This is a genomic window from Mycolicibacterium sp. MU0053 (assembly GCF_963378095.1).
Classification (GTDB): domain Bacteria; phylum Actinomycetota; class Actinomycetes; order Mycobacteriales; family Mycobacteriaceae; genus Mycobacterium; species Mycobacterium burgundiense.
Genome location: NZ_OY726397.1, coordinates 1,466,385 through 1,483,205 on the forward strand (window position 1 = coordinate 1,466,385; position 16,821 = coordinate 1,483,205).

Sequence of the window (16,821 nt, forward strand, 5' to 3'; positions counted from 1 at the left end):
GTGGACCGGGCAGTCTCAGGGGAAGCGCTTGAGGCAGCGGTCCTGATCGCCGAGCACACCGGTGCGGAAGGCGTCGATCCGGGAGAACCCGGAGGGCACCGATTCGCCGTTGACATCGCTGGCGGCCAGGCCGTTGCTGAGCAGGCCGGCCACCGCCTCGTCGAGATCGCCGGCGGTCAGCGCGATCGTGTCGCCGTCGGGGGTGCGGACCCGCTGCGTCAGGATCGTGGTGGCCACCCCGGTGAGGCAGGCGGTGCGCAGCGCGGCTTCAGCGGTGTCGAGCGCCAATCCGCCGTGCGCCTGCTGCAGGGCCAGCATGTAGCGCGAGACCAGCACCGAGTACGCCGAGTTGTCGCCCGACAACGGCGCCGCTGGGCCGAATTCCTCAGCACCGGAGCCCATCTCGGCGAGACCGTCCAGGTCGACGGTGATGGTGTTGGTGCCCGGGCAATACGACGCCGGCGGGCTGGGCCGGGCGTCCGGGCACGCGGGCGCTTCGGCGCCGAAGCGCAGCTGCGGTGGCGGAGTCGGGTCGAACTTCATGTTCAACGCGTCGATGAACGAGCGCACCGACTCCTCGGACACGGCCCACTCGCCGGTCTCACCCTGCTGCAACGCCACCGGTAGATCCCCACGGCGCTGCGCGATCTCCTTGGCATCGATGGACCGACACGCCGCGACCCCGTCGGTGAAACCGAACTGGAACGCCGAAATTCGTTCGAACGCCGAGCCGTGTTCGTCGATGCCGTCGGGGTCGACGAAGTCGTCCGCGGACAGCAGCGGATCGCGAAACGTGATCATCCCGGCGAGCAGAGTGTTCAGCCCGTCACCCGTGCTCAGCGTGAAGCGATCGGAATGGTCTTCGGCGACCCAGCGCATGTAGGCCCCGGCGTAACAGTCCGCCTGCTGCTCGGCCACCAACGTCGAGGTGCCGCGCTTGGTGATCCGGGCCTGCTTTTGGATCGAGTGCCCGTATTCGTGTGTGAGCACCATGGTGATCGCCATATCGCCGTGGGCCTGCTGCAGCGCGGGTAGCAACACCCCGCGGTCCCAGCCGATGGTGTTGTCGATCGGGCAGAAGGCCGCGTTGACGAAGCCGTAGGTGTCGCCGCCACAGAAGTCGCCCGCGTAGTCCGCCGCGTCCCATGACAGCAACGCGTCGACGGGACGAAAAGTACGCCCCGGGAACGCGGTTCCGTAGGCGTCCGCCCAGAACTCCTCGATGTCGGCGATGGCCTGGCCGCCGATCGCGTCGATGGCGCCGCCGTCGGATTGCTGCACCTTGCGGCCATTGCGCTCGATGCCCTCACGCAGACCCGTGGGCCCGTCTACGGCCTGCATGCCGGCGACCTTGAACGGATCGGCGAACACCGACACCGGTGCGCCCTGAACGGTCGTCGAGCACGCCGCGAGCAGCAGCGTTGCGCCCATGACCGCACCCACCAGGCCCAGCCTCGGCATACTGGCGCTACCTCCGACCCCCTAGGAGCAGGCGCCCCCGTGGGATCAGGATAAGGGTCCGGGCCGGTTCTGACGGCTCACTTGCCGTCCAGCGTCGTCCGCAGTCGCGTCAGCGCCTGCCGCACCGCGGCGGGGTCGGTGGTCGACCAGAACGGTGGCAACGACGCCCGCAGATATCCGGCGTAGCGGGCCGTGGCCATCCTCGAGTCCAGCACCGCGATCACTCCGCGGTCATCGGCCCGGCGCAGCAATCGCCCCGTGCCCTGTGCCAGCAGCAGCGCCGCGTGGGAGGCCGAGACCGCCATGAAGCCGTTGCCGCCCCGCGCCGCGATCGAGCGTTGACGTGCCGTCAACAGCGGGTCGTCCGGCCGCGGAAACGGGATCCGGTCGATGAGTACCAGCGACAGTGACGGGCCCGGCACGTCCACGCCCTGCCACAGCGACAGCGTGCCGAACAGCGAGGTGGCCTCATCGGCGGCGAACTGTTCGATCAGTGTCGAGGTCGACTCCTCGCCCTGACACAGCACGGGGGTGCTCAACCGCTCGCGCATGGCCTCGGCCGCCGCGCGGGCCGCGCGCATCGAGGAGAACAGGCCCAGAGTGCGACCGCCGATGGCGGTGATCAGGTCTTCGATCTCGGTGAGCTGTTCTGCGGTGCCGGTGCCGTCGCGCCCCGGTGGTGGCAGCTTCTTCGCGACGTAAAGGATGCCGGCCTTGTGGTGCTCGAACGGGGACCCGACGTCGATCCCGCGCCATTGGGGCACGGTGGGCGCCGGGGTGTTGTCGGGATCCTGGCTCGGCGCCCGGGTCAGGCCCCAGGCGGCGGCCATCGAATCGAAGGTGCCGCCGACGGTCAGCGTTGCCGAGGTCAATACCGTTGTGGTGGTGGCGAATAGCCGGGCTCGCAGCAGGCCGGCCACCGACAGCGGCGCGACCCGCAGCACCGGTCGGACCGACCCGCGGTTGTCCTCGTGATCGAGCCACACCACATCGATCCGGTCGGTCAGCGGCGGACCGAACGAATCGATGATCCGGGTGGCGGTGTCGGCGACATCGCTCAACGAGGTGACGGCCTCGGCCCGGGCCGCGGCGGCTTGAGGATCTCCCGGGGTCGGGTTGATGGCCGCGCGTGCGGCGTGTGCAGCATCGCGCAGCGCCGTCAGATAGGTCGCCAGTTCGTCGTCGAGGTGGTCGATGCGGCCGGGCTCGGCGTCGTGGATCGCGGCGGTGAAGGTCGCGGTGGCGGCCTCGAGTCGGGTCGACAGCTCCGGCCCGATCAGCTTGGTGCTGCGGCGGTGCGCGACCCCGAGGGTCGCGGCGGTCAGTTCGCCGGTGGCCACCGCGGTGACCCGGTCCACCAACTCGTGGGCCTCGTCGATGATCAGCAGGTCGTGCTCGGGCAGCACGGCGGCATCGCCGATGGCATCGATGGACAGTAAAGCGTGGTTGGTGACCACGACATCGGCCAAACCGGCGGTGCCGCGGGCCTTCTCGGAGAAACAGTCGGTGCCGTACGGACAGCGTGCCACGCCGATGCATTCGCGGGCCGACACGCTGACCTGGGACCAGGCGCGCTCGCTGACACCGGGCTTGAGCTCGTCGCGGTCACCGGTGTCGGTTTCGGACGACCACGCCGTGAGCCGTTGCACCTCGCGCCCGAGCGCGGAGGCCGCGAACGGTTCGAACAGCTCGTCCTGTGCGGCGTCGGCCTCCGACTCGGTGCCGCCACCGTGGATCTTGTTCAGGCACAGGTAGTTTCCCCGCCCCTTGAGCAGCGCGAAGCGAGGTTTGCGAGGCAGCTTGGCGGTCAACGCCTCGGCCAGCCGGGGCAGGTCGCGGTCCACGAGTTGACGTTGTAGGGCGATGGTGGCGGTGGAGACGATCACGGTGCCCTGGGACTCGTGGCGGTCGGCCGAGACCGCCGCGGCCAGCGCGGGGACCAGGTAGGCCAGCGACTTCCCGGTTCCGGTGCCGGCCTGCACCGCCAGATGCTCGCCGGTGGCGAAGGCGCGCGCCACCGCCTGGGCCATTTCGATCTGACCGGTGCGTTCGCTTCCGCCGAGCGCGGCGACGGCCTCGGCGAGCAGTTCCACCGTGCCGGCCTGTTCGGGTTCACCCACGGTCATCGGCGTGGACTCATGGCGCGACGACGCGGGTGGGAATCGCCGGGTCGCCATCGGAGAGCTTCAGGCCCTCCCAGGGCAGGCTGGTGAGGCCGGCGGTCACCAGCTTGCGCGCGGCGGCCAGATCGCTCGCATGGACCGTCGAGCCCGCGCGCACCAGGGGGATGGTCAGCGGTCGCGCGTCGACCGCGTCCTGGGGTGGCCGACCCGCCGGGAACACCACCTCTTCGGTGATGGTGCCCGACGGTTTGGCCAGCCGAGCGGCTTGTTTGGCCCCGCCGGCGGAGGCCTTGTTGCTGCTGCGCTTGGTCACCGGGCGCCCGTCGACCTCGACAAGTTTGTAGACCATGTTGGCCGTGGGCGCTCCGGAACCGGTGACCAGCGACGTGCCCACGCCGTAGCTATCGACGGGTTCGGCACGCAGTGCGGCGATCGCGAACTCGTCGAGGTCGCCGGACACCACGATGCGGGTGTCGGTCGCGCCCAGGTCGTCGAGTTGCCGACGGGCCTGGCGGGCCAGCACGCCGAGGTCGCCCGAGTCGATACGCACCGCACCGAGACCCGGGCCCGCCGCGGTGATCGCATTGGCGATACCGGCGGTGACGTCGTAGGTGTCCACCAGCAGCGTGGTGCCGACGCCCAGCGCGGCGACCTGCGCGCGGAAGGCCGCAAGTTCGTCCGGGCCCTCGGCGCCGGTGTAGAGCATCGTGAACGCGTGCGCGCTGGTACCCAGGGCGGGCACGCCGTAGCTGCGGCCGGCCTCGAGGTTGGAGGTGCCGGCGAACCCGGCAAGGTAGGCCGCGCGGGCCGCGGCCACCGCCGCGCGCTCATGGGTGCGCCGCGAGCCCATCTCGATCAGCCCGCGACCGGCCGCCGCGCTCACCATGCGGGCGGCGGCCGAGGCGATCGCGGTGTCGTGGTTGAAGATCGACAGCGAAAGCGTCTCCAGCAGGACACATTCGGCGAAGGTTCCGTGCACCGTCAGCACGGGGGAGTTGGGGAAGTACAGCTCGCCTTCGGCGTATCCGTCGACATCGCCGGTGAAGGTGAAGTCCTGCAGGAAATCCAGCGTCGTCGGATCGCAGAACTTCGATACCGTCGCCAGCGCCGCATCGTCAAACCTGAATTGTTGCAGCGCTTCCAGGAAGCGGCCGGTGCCCGCGACAATGCCGTAGCGCCGACCGTGCGGCAGTCGGCGCGCGAACAACTCGAAGCTGGTGCGCCGCGTTGCGGTGCCGTCGCGCAGTGCGGCGGACAGCATCGTCAGTTCATATTTGTCGGTCAGCATCGCCACCGTCACAGGGGTAGAGGCTAGCCGAGACGACGACGGGCTGGTGTGCAGCGCAGTGCCGAGCCGCCAGTACGAGTGATTCGAAAATCGCCGGGCGGTATCCTGGGGCGCATGGCTGCGTCAGCACCGACTAAGCCGGGGTCGGTAGGTCAACGGCAGGACGACACCGTCGAATCGACCCAGCGGCCCTGGGTGACGATCGTGTGGGACGACCCGGTGAACTTGATGAACTACGTCACCTACATCCTGCAGAAGCTGTTCGGCTACTCCGAACCCCACGCCACGAAGCTCATGCTGCAGGTCCACAACGAGGGTAAGGCGGTGGTCTCGTCGGGCACCCGGGAGTCCATGGAAGTCGACGTCACGAAGCTGCATGCGGCAGGCCTGTGGGCCACCATGCAGCAGGACCGCTGACGGCACTGCGAGAGGCGACGGGGATAGCGCGTGCGTAAGTGGAAGCGGATCGACACCCCCGCGGGTCCGCGGTTCCGCTCCGCTCTGGCCGCGCATGAGGCGGCGCTGCTGCGGAATTTGGTGGCCTCGATCGTCGGCATGCTCGATGAGCGGGAGTCCGCGGCGCCCACCGATGAACTCGAGCAGATCACCGGGATGCGCACCGGCAACGCCGCGCCCCCGGAGGACGCCACCATGAACCGGTTGCTGCCGAACTTCTTCCGTCCGCACAACGACCATCCGGCGGGGTCGGCGGCCGCCGAGAGCCTCAACGGGGCGCTGCGCAGCCTGCACGAACCGGAAATCATCAACGCCAAACGTGAAGCGGCGCAATGTATTTTGTCAACGTGTCCCACTGACGGCAGCCGTTTCGAGCTGACCGAGGACGAGGCGAACGCCTGGATCGCCGCGGTCAACGACGTTCGTCTTGCCCTGGGCACCATGTTGGAGATCGGTGCCGACGGCCCCGATCGGCTGCCCGACGACCATCCGCTGTCCGGCCATCTCGACGTGTATCAGTGGCTCACCGTCTTGCAGGAGTATCTGGTGTTGGCACTGATGGGACAAAGTTGATGGCGGCCGGATCGATCACCGACGTCGCGGGCATTCTGGTCGGACACCACCAGCGGATCGATCCGGACGCGACGCTCGGATCGGGATGGGCCTGCGGGAGCACCGTGGTCCTCACCCCGCCGGGCACCGTCGGGGCGGTGGACGTGCGCGGTGGCGCCCCGGGGTCGCGCGAGACCGATCTGCTGGACCCGGCGAACAGCATTCGCTACGTCGATGCCGTGGTCCTCACCGGCGGCAGCGCTTACGGTCTGGCCGCCGCCGACGGCGTGATGACCTGGCTCGAGCAGAACGATCGCGGCGTGGCGATGGACGGCGGCCTGGTGCCCATCGTGCCCGCCGCGGTGATCTTCGATCTGCCGGTCGGCGGCTGGGATTGCCGACCGAACGCCGACTTCGGCTACCGGGCGGTCGCCGCCGCAACCACCGACCGCACCATGGGCAACGTCGGAGCGGGCGTGGGCGCGCGCGCCGGCGTGCTCAAGGGCGGGCTGGGCAGCGCGTCGGTGACGCTGGACAACGGTGTCACCGTGGGCGCGATCGTCGTGGTGAACTGCGCCGGAAACATCCTCGATCCCCGCACCGGGTTGCCGTGGATGGCACACCTGATCGAGGAGTTCGGGCTGCATCCGCCGGCGGCGGCCGAAATCGCGGCGTTCGCGGCACTGGACCGCGAGAGCAGTCCGCTGAACACCACGATCGCCGTCGTGGCCACCGACGCTGTGCTGAGTCCGGCGGCCTGCCAACGGTTGGCCATCGCAGCCCACGACGGGCTGGCGCACACGATCAAACCGGCGCACACCCCGATCGACGGCGACACCGTCTTTGCGCTGGCGACCGGGGCGGTGGAAGTGCCGCCGGAGGCGGACATCCCCGCGTCGATGTCGCCGGAGACCAAACTGGTGGCGGCCCTCGGCGCCGCGGCAGCCGACGTGCTGGGGCAGGCCGTGCTGGCCGGGGTGTTGGCCGCGGAATCGCTGGCCGGCATCCCGACCTACCGGGACCTGCTGCCCACCGCCTTCGGACGCGGCGATAGTGGGTAGCCTGGATGACGCCGCAGACGCGCTAGAAGGGCAGCTATGGGCATGACCGCACAGCCGGGCGCCGCACCGCGCAAGCAACCGGCCTGGAAAGTCGGCGGCGCCACCATCCTCACCTTCGTGGCGTTGCTGTATGTGATCGAGCTGCTCGACCAGCTGTTCGGGCATCGTCTCGATCGGAACGGCATTCGGCCGCTGGAAACCGACGGGCTGTGGGGCATCGTCTTCGCGCCGCTGCTGCACGCCAACTGGGGGCACCTGCTCGCCAACACCGTGCCCGCGCTGGTGCTCGGCTTCCTGATGACGCTCGCGGGCCTGAGCCGCTTCATCTGGGCCACCGCGATCATCTGGGTACTCGGCGGATTCGGCACCTGGTTGATCGGCAACATGGGCGGTTGTGCGGGACTGCCCACGGTCCACATCGGTGCGTCCGGGCTGATCTTCGGCTGGCTGGCGTTCCTGTTGATCTTCGGCTGGTTCACCCGCAACGGCTGGGAGATCGGGATCGGCATCGCGGTACTGATCTTCTACGGCGGCCTGCTGTGGGGTGCGGTGCCGGTGCTGGATCGCTGCGGCGGAGTGTCCTGGCAGGGCCATCTGTGCGGTGCGATCGCCGGCGTGGTCGCGGCGTATCTGCTGTCGGGCCCGGAGCGCAACGCGCGCCAACAGCGCAAACTGAACAAGACCCGGCCGCCGTACCTGACGTCATGAGCGGGGCCGTCGTGAATCCGTTGGCGCCGGTCGGGGTCTTCGACTCCGGCGTGGGCGGGCTGACGGTCGCGCGAGCAATCATCGACCAGTTGCCTGACGAGGACATGATCTACGTCGGCGACACCGGCAACGGGCCCTATGGTCCGCTGCCGCTGGCGCAGGTCCGCTCGCATGCGCTGGCCGTGATGGACGACCTGGTGGACCGCGGCGTGAAGGCCTTGGTGATTGCCTGCAACACGGCGTCCTCGGCCTGTCTGCGCGATGCCCGGGAACGCTACGACGTGCCCGTCGTCGAGGTCATCCTGCCGGCGGTGCGGCGGGCGGTCGCCACGACCCGCAACGGCCGCATCGGGGTGATCGGGACGCAGGCGACCGTCACCTCCCGGGCCTACCAGGACGCGTTCGCCGCGGCCCGGGACACCGAGATCACCGCGGTGGCCTGCCCGCGGTTCGTCGACTTCGTGGAGCGCGGCGTGACCAGCGGCCGTCAGGTGCTCGGGCTGGCCGAGGGCTATCTGGAACCGCTGCAACGCGCCGGCGTGGACACCTTGGTGTTGGGCTGCACGCATTACCCGCTGCTGTCGGGGCTGATACAGCTGGCGATGGGGGACAACGTGACGTTGGTGTCCAGTGCCGAGGAGACCGCGAAGGACCTGCTGCGGGTGCTCACCGAGAAGGACCTGCTGCATCCGCACTCGGAGACGGGGTCCACGGTCACGAGGGTGTTCGAGGCGACCGGCGATCCCGAGGCGTTCACCGCGCTCGCGGCCCGGTTCCTGGGTCCCGTCATCACGGGTGTCGCGCCGGTTCGCCGGCACGTCGGCAGCCCGCCGTGAAGCCGGCCGCGCAAACTCGCGATGTTTTCGCTTTCGCTATGGCGGGCATGGCAAGCTAATGGCTGTGCGCATCACCGTCCTGGGCTGCTCTGGCAGTGTCAGCGGTCCGGATTCGCCCGCCTCGGGTTACCTGCTGACCGCGCCGGACACGCCGCCGCTGGTCATCGACTTCGGCGGCGGGGTGTTGGGTGCGCTGCAGCGGTACGCCGACCCCGGCGACGTGACCGTGTTGCTCAGCCATCTGCACGCCGACCACTGCCTCGATTTGCCGGGGCTGTTCGTATGGCGGCGGTATCACCCCAACCCGCCGCCGGGTAAGGGGGAGTTGTACGGCCCCGGCGACACGTGGTCACGGTTGGCCGCCGCGAGTTCCCCCGAGGGTGGCGAACTCGATGACTTCACCGACATCTTCGACATCCGGCACTGGGCCGACGGGCAATCGGTTCGGCTCGGCAGCCTCAATGTCGTGCCGCGGCTGGTGTCGCACCCCACCGAGTCCTACGGCATGCGCTTCACCGACCCCTCCGGAGCGGTGCTGGTCTACAGCGGCGACACCGGGATCTGCGACTCCGTGGTCGAGTTGGCCCGCGACGCCGATGTGTTCCTCTGCGAGGCCTCGTGGACCCACGCACCCGACAACCGGCCCCCGCACGTTCATCTGTCCGGCACCGAGGCGGGGCAGATCGCGGCCAAGGCCAACGTCTCGGAGTTGCTGCTGACGCACATCCCGCCATGGACATCGCGGGAGGACGTGATCAGTGAGGCCAAGGCCGAGTTCGACGGCCCGGTTCGCGCCGTGGCGCCCGGCGAGACGTTCGACGTCCGCCGCACGCGGTGACGGCGCACGGCGGGCAACCGTTAGGGTTGCCTGGTGTCTCCTCGTGAAGACGGTCGCTCCGATGACGAGCTGCGACCGGTAACTATCACCCGCGGCTTCACCTCCCATCCGGCCGGTTCGGTGCTGGTCGAATTCGGCCAGACCCGGGTCATGTGCACGGCCTCGGTCACCGAGGGCGTGCCGCGCTGGCGGAAGGGTTCCGGATTGGGCTGGCTGACCGCCGAATACGCGATGCTTCCCGCGGCCACCCACAGCCGCTCGGACCGTGAGTCGGTCAAGGGCCGGCTCGGCGGCCGCACGCAGGAGATCAGCCGTCTGGTGGGGCGCTCGCTGCGGGCCTGCATCGATCTGCGGGCGCTGGGGGAGAACACCATCGCCCTCGACTGCGATGTGCTGCAGGCCGACGGTGGCACCCGCACCGCCGCCATCACCGGCGCCTACGTCGCCCTGGCCGATGCCGTCACCTATCTGGGGGCGGCCGGGAAGCTGTCGGATCCGCGACCGCTGTCGTGTGCGATCGCCGCGGTCAGCGTCGGCGTCGTCGACGGCCGGGTGCGCGTCGACCTGCCCTACGAGGAGGACGCGCGCGCCGAGGTGGACATGAACGTCGTGGCCACCGACACCGGCACCTTGGTCGAAATCCAGGGCACCGGGGAGGGCGCGACGTTCCCACGGTCCACGCTGGACAAGATGCTCGACCTCGCGATGGCCTCCTGCGAGAAGCTGTTCGCGGTCCAGGCGACGGCCCTGGCGGCGCCGTATCCGGGCGAGCTGCCCGAGGGCCCGGCGCCGAAGAAGGCGTTCGGAAGCTAGCCCCGCGATGACCCGCCTCTTGGTCGCCAGCCGCAACGCGAAGAAGTTGGCCGAGTTGCGGCGCGTGCTGGACGGCGCCGGGGTGTCCGGTCTGCAGTTGCTTTCCCTGGCCGACGTACCGCCATACGACGAGGCGCCCGAAACCGGCGCGACGTTCGAGGAGAACGCGTTGGCCAAGGCCCGGGATGGCTTTGCCGCTACCGGGATCGCCTGTGTCGCAGATGATTCCGGCCTGACCGTCGATGCTCTCAATGGGATGCCGGGGGTGCTTTCGGCGCGCTGGGCGGGCACGCACGGCGACGACGGGGCGAACAACCGCCTGTTGCTGGCGCAGCTCGCCGATGTGCCCGCAGCGCGCCGGGGAGCGGCCTTCGTCTCGGCGTGCGCTCTGGTCGACGGAGCCGACGAGACCGTCGTGCGGGGTGTGTGGGCGGGCGCGATCGCTCGGGTTCCGAGCGGGGTCGGCGGGTTCGGTTACGACCCGATCTTCATCCCCGAAGGATCCTCGCGCTCGGCAGCGGAACTGAGCCCGGCGGAAAAGGACGCGGCCTCCCACCGCGGCCGCGCGCTGGCGTTGTTGGTGCCGGCGTTGCGCGCCCTGCTCTGAGTCAGCCGGCGTAGCAGCCACGCCAACGGCACGGTGATGGCCAGGGTGGTCACAATCAGCCCCGCCGTCGAACCGGTGAACAGCGGCCACTGCAGCACCAGTTTCATGACCAGCGCCATGACGACGACGTGCAGCAGGAACACCTCGTAGGAGATCTCGCCGAACCACACCATGGGTCGACTGCTCAGCGCGCGGGCCAGCGGGCCCCGGTCGCCGAGTGTCAGTGGGGCCAGCAGCAGCATGGCGATGGCGGCATACAGCACCGCCTGCACCAACGGCTGGCTGAGGTGGGGTTCGGTGAAGGTGTTGCGGCCGGCCAGCGGGGTGGACACGAGCGCGAATGCCAACAGCGCCAAGGGAACTGTCGCCGCGGCGCGCACCCGGACGCCCATCGTCGCCAGGACGGCCAGCGCCATCCCGGCGGTAAACGGCGCCAGATGCGCCGGTAGCCACATGCCGGCGGAATTCGGCAGCCAGTCGGTGCTGTGGTGTACCAGCAGCCATCCGAAGCCCGTCGCGGTCAGGGCGGCCAAGCCGAGCAGCACCCGACCCGGTTGCCACCGGCCCGCGCGCCCCGCCCGCAGCAGCAGCTGGGCCAGCAGCGGCAACACCGCGTAGAACGAGACCTCGACGGCCAGGCTCCACATCTGCGACAGGCCCGGATGGAGCAACGTGATGAGGTAGTTGTCGATGTAGATGTGGGTCAGGGTGAGATAGCGCAGTAGCCCGGAGAAGCTTTGGCCCGGATTGGGGCCGGCCGAGAAGACCGTGTAGATGGCGAATGTCAGCAGCACCGTGACGACGTAGGCGGGCATGATCCGCCGGACCCGGCGCCGGCCGTAGCGGCTCGTCGACGGCGGGTCGGCGGCCTCGGCCGCGGCCCGCACCCAGGGCCGGAACAACAGGAAGCCGGAGAGCGCGAAGAAGATCGGCACGCCGATTTCCAGCCGTGCATACATGGTCCCGACGAAATCGTCGGTCAGCTTTCCGGTCGCAAAGGCCGCGTGGGTGCAGACCACGAGCAGCGCGGCCACGGCGCGCAGGCCCGTCAGCGAATCGAGGTGATTCAGGGGCGACGCCGGTGGGGGTGCCTGCGACGGGCTGCTGGCACGCGGCGACCCGGTCAACATTGCATCGAGTGTAACTAAGTATTTGAATAGCTGAACTAAGTGTGTGTACGCTGGCGCCTCATGGATCGGTGGCGCAGCGTCTCTGGAAGTGCGGCCCGCACCGAGCATCCCGGCCTGCTGATCTTCGTGCTGTGCCTGGCCGGAACCAGCGTCTCGCTCATGCAAACCCTGATCATCCCGATCATTCCGGAACTGCCGACCCTGCTCGACACCAGCGCCGCCAACGCCTCGTGGGCGATCACCGCGACCCTGGTGACCGGTGCCGTCGCCACTCCGGTGTTCGGTCGCCTCGGCGACATGCACGGGCCGAAGCCGATCCTGATGGTGTGTGCCGTCTGCCTGACGGTCGGCTCGCTGGTCGCGGCCGCCACCACCTCGCTGCTACCGCTGATCATCGGGCGCGGGTTGCAGGGCTTCGGCATGCCGATCATCCCGCTGGGCATCAGCGTGCTGCGGTCCTGCGTTCCGCCCGAACGGGTCGGGGCCGCCATGGGCATGATGAGTGCCTCGCTGGGGGTCGGCGGCGCCCTGGGTCTGCCGCTGGCCGCGGTGATCGCCCAAACCTGGGAATGGCATGCGCTGTTCTGGTTCGCCACCGGCCTCGGGGTCGCCTCGCTGCTGCTGTTCACGTTCATGGTGCCCGCACTGCCGGCGCGCTCGGCCGACCGCTTCGACCCGGTGGGAACGGTACTACTGGCCGTGGGCCTGGTGACGTTGCTGCTGCCGATCTCCAAGGGCGGCACTTGGGGCTGGACGTCGGCGCTGACGCTGGGCTTGTTCGGCTGTGCGGCCGTCACTTTCGCGGTGTTCACCATGTGCCAGCTACGGATCTCCTCGCCCATCGTCGACCTGCGCACCACCGCGCGGTGGCCCGTGCTCAGCACGAATCTGGCCTCGATCGGCGTCGGCACGGCCCTGTTCGCGTTGTCGCTGATCTCCCCGCAACTGCTGGAGTTGCCGACCGGGACTGGGCACGGTCACGGCCAGTCGCTGCTGCAGACCGGGCTGTGGCTGGCACCGGGTGGGGTGGCGATGATGATCACCGCGCCGATCGCGGCCCGGGTGTCGGCGCGCCACGGCCCCAAGTTCACCCTGGTGGTCGGCTGCGTGATCATTGCGGCCGGTTACCTCGCCGGGTTGCGGCTCCTCGGCAGCGCGCCGGGGGTGATGACGCTCAACATCCTGATCAGCATCGGCGTGGGCTTCGCCTTCGCATCGATGCCGGCACTGATCAACGCGGCCGTGCCGATGTCGGAGACCGCGGCCGCCAACGGCATCAACTCGTTGGCGCGCGCGCTGGGCACCTCGATCTCCAGCGCCGTGATCGGTGCGGTGCTCGCGGGGATGACGATGTCCTACGCCGGGCACGAGGTCCCCAGCCTTGCCGGTATCCGCACCGCCCTGATCATCGCGGCCGGTGCCGCCGGCGTCGCGGCCCTGCTTGCGCTGCTGATTCCACGGCCGGTCCCGGCGCCGTCCGACCGGGCCGAGGAGCCCGCCCCGGAACTGCCCGTGGTGGCGGTCAGAGGCCGAACTGCGCCTTGAGCTTCTTGGTCTGGAAGTGCTCGACGATGATGCCGACCAGCGGCACGGTCCCGGCCAGCAAAACTCCGATGGTCTTGCCGATGGGCCAGCGCACCTTGACCGCCAGATTGGCTGTGAACAGCAGGTAGACGAAGTACACCCAGCCGTGGATGGGAGCGATGAGATCCATCCAGCCGGGCATGTCCTCAACCTGGATGACGTACTTCACGATCATCTCGTAGGTCAGCGCGATCAGCCAGATGCCCGTCGCCCACGCCATGATGCGGTAGCCCTTCAGGGCCTTCGCGATCGCGTCGATCGGCGCGGCGCCGGCGGGGATCGATGGCGTTTCGGAGGCGGTCATGCGTTGGTCCTGTCCTGTCGGTCGTGGTCGGGTACCGGGACGTCCGGGTGGCCGTCCCGGTTGGCCAGTTCGGCAAGGTAAGCGTTGTATTCACGCAGCGCGGGGTCATCGCCGTCGCGGGGATCGGCCTTGGGACGCTCGGGAAGCAGATCCGCGGGGATCTCGGTCGGCGCGTCGCTGTCGTCCCATTGCGGCGGTGCCTCTTCGAGGCGGACGAACTTGCGGTAGGCGAAGATGCAGAACCCGGCGAAGAACGGCCACTGGAAGGCGTAGCCGAGGTTCTGGAAGGTGCCCGAATTCGATTCGTAGCGGGTCCACTGCCACCAGCCCAGCGCCAGGCAACCACCGGCGGCGAGGATCACCAGCGCGATCAACGCCCATCTCCGACGGCGTGTAGTGGACATACCTCGAAGGTACCGCCCAGCAGGGCGGCAGCAAGAATCGAGGGGGCACGCCGCGCGCAGTTGGCCTGGTCCCAACGGTACGATCGGCGCATCACGCGGGCGTGATGAAATTGGCAAACATGCCGGCTTTAGGTGCCGGTGCTCGAAAGAGTTTGTGGGTTCGAGTCCCACCGCCCGCACTCCGGTGGCCTAGATCATCTCCTTCTTCGTCAGCCACCGCATGATCGGCCACCCCGCGAACACCGGCAGCCAGCACGTCAGAATGCGGTAGAGCAGCACCGACGGGATCGCCACGGCTGCGGGCACCCCGAAAGCCGCCAGACCGCCGATCAACGCCGCCTCGACCGCGCCGACGCCGCCGGGGGTCGGCGCCGCGGACGCCAAGGTCCCGCCGATCATCGTCACCACCGTGATGGTCACGAACGACACGTCGCCGCCGAACGCCGCGACACTTGCCCACAACGCCAGCGCCGAACCGAGGGTGGTGCCGGCACAGCCGAGGACGATCAGCCCGAAGCGCTTGGGTTCCTTGGCGAGTTCGATGAGGTCGTTGCCGGTTTCCTTGAGCCGGGGCCGCACCTCGGTGCCCAGCCACCGGCGCAGCTTCGGGACCACCAGGAACGCGCCTACCAGACCCAGGGCCAGGCCGGCGATCAGGTACAACACCGGTGCCGAGGGCACGAAGTGCGACAGGTCCGCGGTGGCGCCGGCCACCGCGGAGAAGAAGATCAGCAGGGACACGTGCACGATGACCTGCACCGACTGCTGCAGCGCGACGGCGGTGGTGGCCCGCACCACCCCGAGCCCGCCCTTCTGCAGGAACCGGGTCGACAAGGCCAGGCCCCCGACGCCCGCCGGGGTGGTGGTGGCGGCAAAGGTGTTGGCCACCTGCATGATCGTCAGGTTTCGGTAGCTGACCGCGCCGTCGGCGCAGGCCCACAGCGCCGCCGCGGCCCCCAGATACCGCAGGGCCGAGACGGCCAGCCCCAGCAGGGCCCAGGACCAGTCCGCCGACCGGAGTTCAGAGAAGAACGTCGGAACCGTGCTGATGAAGGGATAGGCGACGTAGACCAACGCAACCAGCAGCACCAGCTGGATCGCCTGGCTGCGGGTGAACCGGGTGATGGTCTCGGCCTGAATCTGGTCGGCGCCGGTCTGTCTCTTGACCTCGTCGCGGGCCGAGGACAGCACCATGCCGGGGTCCGACAGCGATTCCCGGAGCCGCGCGGGCATGGCGCCCTTGGTCAGCCGCCGCGACGCCGTCAACACCGCGTCTTTGCCGAAGACGTCGATCGCGGCGCTGACCGCGGCCTCGGCGCCGTAGAGGTCGGTGGTGGTGGTCAGCAGTTGGGCGATATCGGCCTGCAACTGGACGTCGGTGGCGCCGTACTCGGAATGACCGAACCCGCCGAAGAGCACCGCACCGTCGTCGACGGTGATTTCCTTGCTGCGCAGATCTCCGTGGGCGATCTGATTGCGGTGCAGCACCGCCAGTGCCTCCCACGCCTGCTCGACGGGTGTCTCGTCGGCGACGTCGTGCAGCGCCGATCCGCGCGCCGGGGTCCGGGCGAACATCGTCCAGCCGCGGTCCAGGGGCGCCACCGACATCTCGGTGGTGTTGGCGACGCCGAGGTCACCAATCGCAATCGTCATCAGACCGCGGTGTTCGACCGCTCGCCGCATCGAGGGTTGCAGCGGCGCGGTCTCGCTGGTGCGTAGCCGCACCTTGCGCCAGAACTGACGCAGTGCGCCGCCGCTGCGTTGGTTGGGCCCGTACAACTCGACGAGCACCGTGGAGGCGGGTTCCACCGACAGGGCCGAGAGCACCAGTGGCCCGGGTCCGGCGGGCCGCACGACCGTCAGCGCCGAAGTGGTGAACCCGCGACGTGCGAGCGCCCGCACCGCGCCGTCCAGCGGCACCTCGAGCGCGGGGGTGCCGACCACCAGCACCACCAACGCTCCGACGAACCAGCCGACCGCGAGCCCGAGCAACGAGCGGGCCGGCAGCACCGCGCTGACCACGAGATGGATGGGCACGAACGCGAGGAGAAGTGTCCACCACCAGCGCCGCCAGCGCGCCGGCAGGCCGGGGCCGGACACCGTCAGCATCGCCGCCAACATGGCGATCCAGCGCGGGTCGTCGAGGAACTGCGACAGGACCGTGTCGAGCCGATCGCTGAGATCGAAGTGCCAGGTCGGTCGGGCGATGCCGTTGCCGCTGATCGACAGCGCCAGCCCGGCGATCAGGCCGGCGGCCACGTAGGCCCCGAGCAGCTTCCACTGCCGCGCCGCGATCAAACCGATCAGGATCACGAACGGCAGCGCGAGGATCGCGATGCCGTAGGCCAGGTAGACCAGGTTGGACTGGGTGGGGGTCAGGACGCCGACGATCTCGGAGATCGACGTCTCCAGCGACTCCCATTCGTAGCGGGTGATCAGCGAACTGGTGATGACGATCGCGAGGAACCCGGTGGCCAGGATCAGCCGAATGATGTCGTTGGTGCGCCTGCCGAGCGGTTGCAGCAGGCGGCCAGAAACGGTGATCTCGCGCCCGTCAACCCGCATGTCTGCGAGATCCTACGGTGCCGTAGCCCACCTACCGCGTAAGCGGGTTTGAGTCGCGCCCCCGGTGGGAATCATGCTCGGGCCAGACTTG

At 69.2% G+C, this 16,821-nt stretch carries 15 protein-coding genes, 1 tRNA gene and 1 pseudogene; 10 read left to right on the forward strand and 7 right to left on the reverse strand.

The features are described from left to right. Positions 1 to 15 precede the first annotated feature (15 nt). The 3 genes from RCP80_RS06965 to RCP80_RS06975 all read right to left on the reverse strand — a co-directional run bounded on the left by RCP80_RS06965 (position 16) and on the right by RCP80_RS06975 (position 4,884). Positions 16 to 1,461: a neutral zinc metallopeptidase gene (locus RCP80_RS06965; protein ID WP_308481638.1), complete on the reverse strand. Its 1,446-nt coding sequence runs from the start codon at positions 1,459 to 1,461 to the stop codon at positions 16 to 18. A gap of 77 nt (positions 1,462 to 1,538) precedes the next feature. Then, on the reverse strand, positions 1,539 to 3,587 hold the full coding sequence (locus RCP80_RS06970) for an ATP-dependent DNA helicase (RefSeq protein WP_308481639.1): 2,049 nt from the start codon (positions 3,585 to 3,587) through the stop codon (positions 1,539 to 1,541). Between the two features lie 10 nt (positions 3,588 to 3,597). Then, a complete protein-coding gene (locus tag RCP80_RS06975; RefSeq protein WP_308481640.1) occupies positions 3,598 to 4,884 on the reverse strand; it encodes a nicotinate phosphoribosyltransferase in 1,287 nt (428 codons plus the stop codon). Positions 4,885 to 4,986: 102 nt separating this feature from the next. Here RCP80_RS06975 and clpS point away from each other — a divergent pair, with 102 nt between their 5' ends. From clpS to rdgB, 8 genes are read left to right on the forward strand one after another with little or no spacing between them, the layout of a single operon-like run. After that, the gene (gene clpS / locus RCP80_RS06980; protein WP_308481641.1) at positions 4,987 to 5,289 is read left to right on the forward strand and encodes an ATP-dependent Clp protease adapter ClpS; all 303 of its coding nucleotides are present in this window, start codon (positions 4,987 to 4,989) and stop codon (positions 5,287 to 5,289) included. Between the two features lie 30 nt (positions 5,290 to 5,319). Further along, positions 5,320 to 5,901, forward strand: a complete 582-nt coding sequence (gene aosR, locus RCP80_RS06985) for an oxidative stress transcriptional regulator AosR (protein ID WP_308481642.1) — start codon at positions 5,320 to 5,322, stop codon at positions 5,899 to 5,901. Further along, the gene (locus RCP80_RS06990) at positions 5,901 to 6,941 is read left to right on the forward strand and encodes a P1 family peptidase (protein WP_308481643.1); all 1,041 of its coding nucleotides are present in this window, start codon (positions 5,901 to 5,903) and stop codon (positions 6,939 to 6,941) included. The genes aosR and RCP80_RS06990 overlap by 1 nt, the downstream gene beginning before the upstream one ends. A gap of 42 nt (positions 6,942 to 6,983) precedes the next feature. Beyond that, complete coding sequence (locus RCP80_RS06995; RefSeq protein ID WP_373693463.1) at positions 6,984 to 7,649, forward strand: rhomboid family intramembrane serine protease; 666 nt, start codon at positions 6,984 to 6,986, stop codon at positions 7,647 to 7,649. Beyond that, entirely contained in the window at positions 7,646 to 8,485 is an 840-nt protein-coding gene (gene murI, locus RCP80_RS07000) for a glutamate racemase (RefSeq protein ID WP_308481645.1), read from the forward strand. The genes RCP80_RS06995 and murI overlap by 4 nt, the downstream gene beginning before the upstream one ends. Before the next feature lie 58 nt (positions 8,486 to 8,543). Next, a complete protein-coding gene (locus RCP80_RS07005; protein WP_308481646.1) occupies positions 8,544 to 9,323 on the forward strand; it encodes a cyclic nucleotide-degrading phosphodiesterase in 780 nt (259 codons plus the stop codon). 33 nt (positions 9,324 to 9,356) lie between these two features. Then, on the forward strand, positions 9,357 to 10,136 hold the full coding sequence (rph, locus tag RCP80_RS07010) for a ribonuclease PH (RefSeq protein WP_308481647.1): 780 nt from the start codon (positions 9,357 to 9,359) through the stop codon (positions 10,134 to 10,136). Positions 10,137 to 10,143: 7 nt separating this feature from the next. Continuing rightward, positions 10,144 to 10,743, forward strand: a complete 600-nt coding sequence (rdgB, locus tag RCP80_RS07015; RefSeq protein WP_308481648.1) for an RdgB/HAM1 family non-canonical purine NTP pyrophosphatase — start codon at positions 10,144 to 10,146, stop codon at positions 10,741 to 10,743. 23 nt (positions 10,744 to 10,766) lie between these two features. Here the strand turns inward: rdgB and RCP80_RS07020 are convergent. Then, positions 10,767 to 11,981 (reverse strand): annotated as a pseudogene (locus RCP80_RS07020) (acyltransferase family protein); the annotation flags it as partial. Here RCP80_RS07020 and RCP80_RS07025 point away from each other — a divergent pair. Continuing rightward, positions 11,934 to 13,418 (forward strand): MFS transporter, encoded by a 1,485-nt coding sequence (locus RCP80_RS07025; protein WP_308481649.1) that lies wholly within the window; start codon positions 11,934 to 11,936, stop codon positions 13,416 to 13,418. The pseudogene RCP80_RS07020 and the gene RCP80_RS07025 overlap by 48 nt on opposite strands. Here the strand turns inward: RCP80_RS07025 and RCP80_RS07030 are convergent. Continuing rightward, positions 13,396 to 13,761, reverse strand: coding sequence for a DUF3817 domain-containing protein (locus RCP80_RS07030; protein ID WP_308481650.1), 366 nt, complete (start codon positions 13,759 to 13,761; stop codon positions 13,396 to 13,398). The two genes, RCP80_RS07025 and RCP80_RS07030, sit on opposite strands and share 23 nt — an antisense overlap. Then, entirely contained in the window at positions 13,758 to 14,165 is a 408-nt protein-coding gene (locus RCP80_RS07035) for a hypothetical protein (RefSeq protein WP_308481651.1), read from the reverse strand. Before RCP80_RS07035 ends, RCP80_RS07030 begins: the two co-directional genes overlap by 4 nt. Positions 14,166 to 14,260: 95 nt before the next feature. On the opposite strand from RCP80_RS07035, the gene RCP80_RS07040 reads away from it, so the two are divergent. Further along, a tRNA-Leu gene (locus tag RCP80_RS07040) sits at positions 14,261 to 14,344 on the forward strand. Between the two features lie 10 nt (positions 14,345 to 14,354). On the opposite strand, the gene RCP80_RS07045 is transcribed toward RCP80_RS07040, so the two are convergent. After that, positions 14,355 to 16,730, reverse strand: coding sequence for a flippase-like domain-containing protein (locus tag RCP80_RS07045; RefSeq protein WP_308481652.1), 2,376 nt, complete (start codon positions 16,728 to 16,730; stop codon positions 14,355 to 14,357). Positions 16,731 to 16,821 lie beyond the last annotated feature (91 nt).

Coding starts and splice junctions, on each gene's coding strand:
- RCP80_RS06965 (WP_308481638.1), bottom strand. CDS start 1,461: ATGCCGAGGCTGGGCCTGGTGGGTGCGGTCATGGGCGCAACGCTGCTG.
- RCP80_RS06970 (WP_308481639.1), bottom strand. CDS start 3,587: ATGACCGTGGGTGAACCCGAACAGGCCGGCACGGTGGAACTGCTCGCC.
- clpS (WP_308481641.1), top strand. CDS start 4,987: ATGGCTGCGTCAGCACCGACTAAGCCGGGGTCGGTAGGTCAACGGCAG.
- RCP80_RS06990 (WP_308481643.1), top strand. CDS start 5,901: ATGGCGGCCGGATCGATCACCGACGTCGCGGGCATTCTGGTCGGACAC.
- RCP80_RS06995 (WP_373693463.1), top strand. CDS start 6,984: ATGACCGCACAGCCGGGCGCCGCACCGCGCAAGCAACCGGCCTGGAAA.
- murI (WP_308481645.1), top strand. CDS start 7,646: ATGAGCGGGGCCGTCGTGAATCCGTTGGCGCCGGTCGGGGTCTTCGAC.
- RCP80_RS07005 (WP_308481646.1), top strand. CDS start 8,544: ATGGCTGTGCGCATCACCGTCCTGGGCTGCTCTGGCAGTGTCAGCGGT.
- rdgB (WP_308481648.1), top strand. CDS start 10,144: ATGACCCGCCTCTTGGTCGCCAGCCGCAACGCGAAGAAGTTGGCCGAG.
- RCP80_RS07025 (WP_308481649.1), top strand. CDS start 11,934: ATGGATCGGTGGCGCAGCGTCTCTGGAAGTGCGGCCCGCACCGAGCAT.
- RCP80_RS07030 (WP_308481650.1), bottom strand. CDS start 13,761: ATGACCGCCTCCGAAACGCCATCGATCCCCGCCGGCGCCGCGCCGATC.
- RCP80_RS07035 (WP_308481651.1), bottom strand. CDS start 14,165: ATGTCCACTACACGCCGTCGGAGATGGGCGTTGATCGCGCTGGTGATC.
- RCP80_RS07045 (WP_308481652.1), bottom strand. CDS start 16,730: ATGCGGGTTGACGGGCGCGAGATCACCGTTTCTGGCCGCCTGCTGCAA.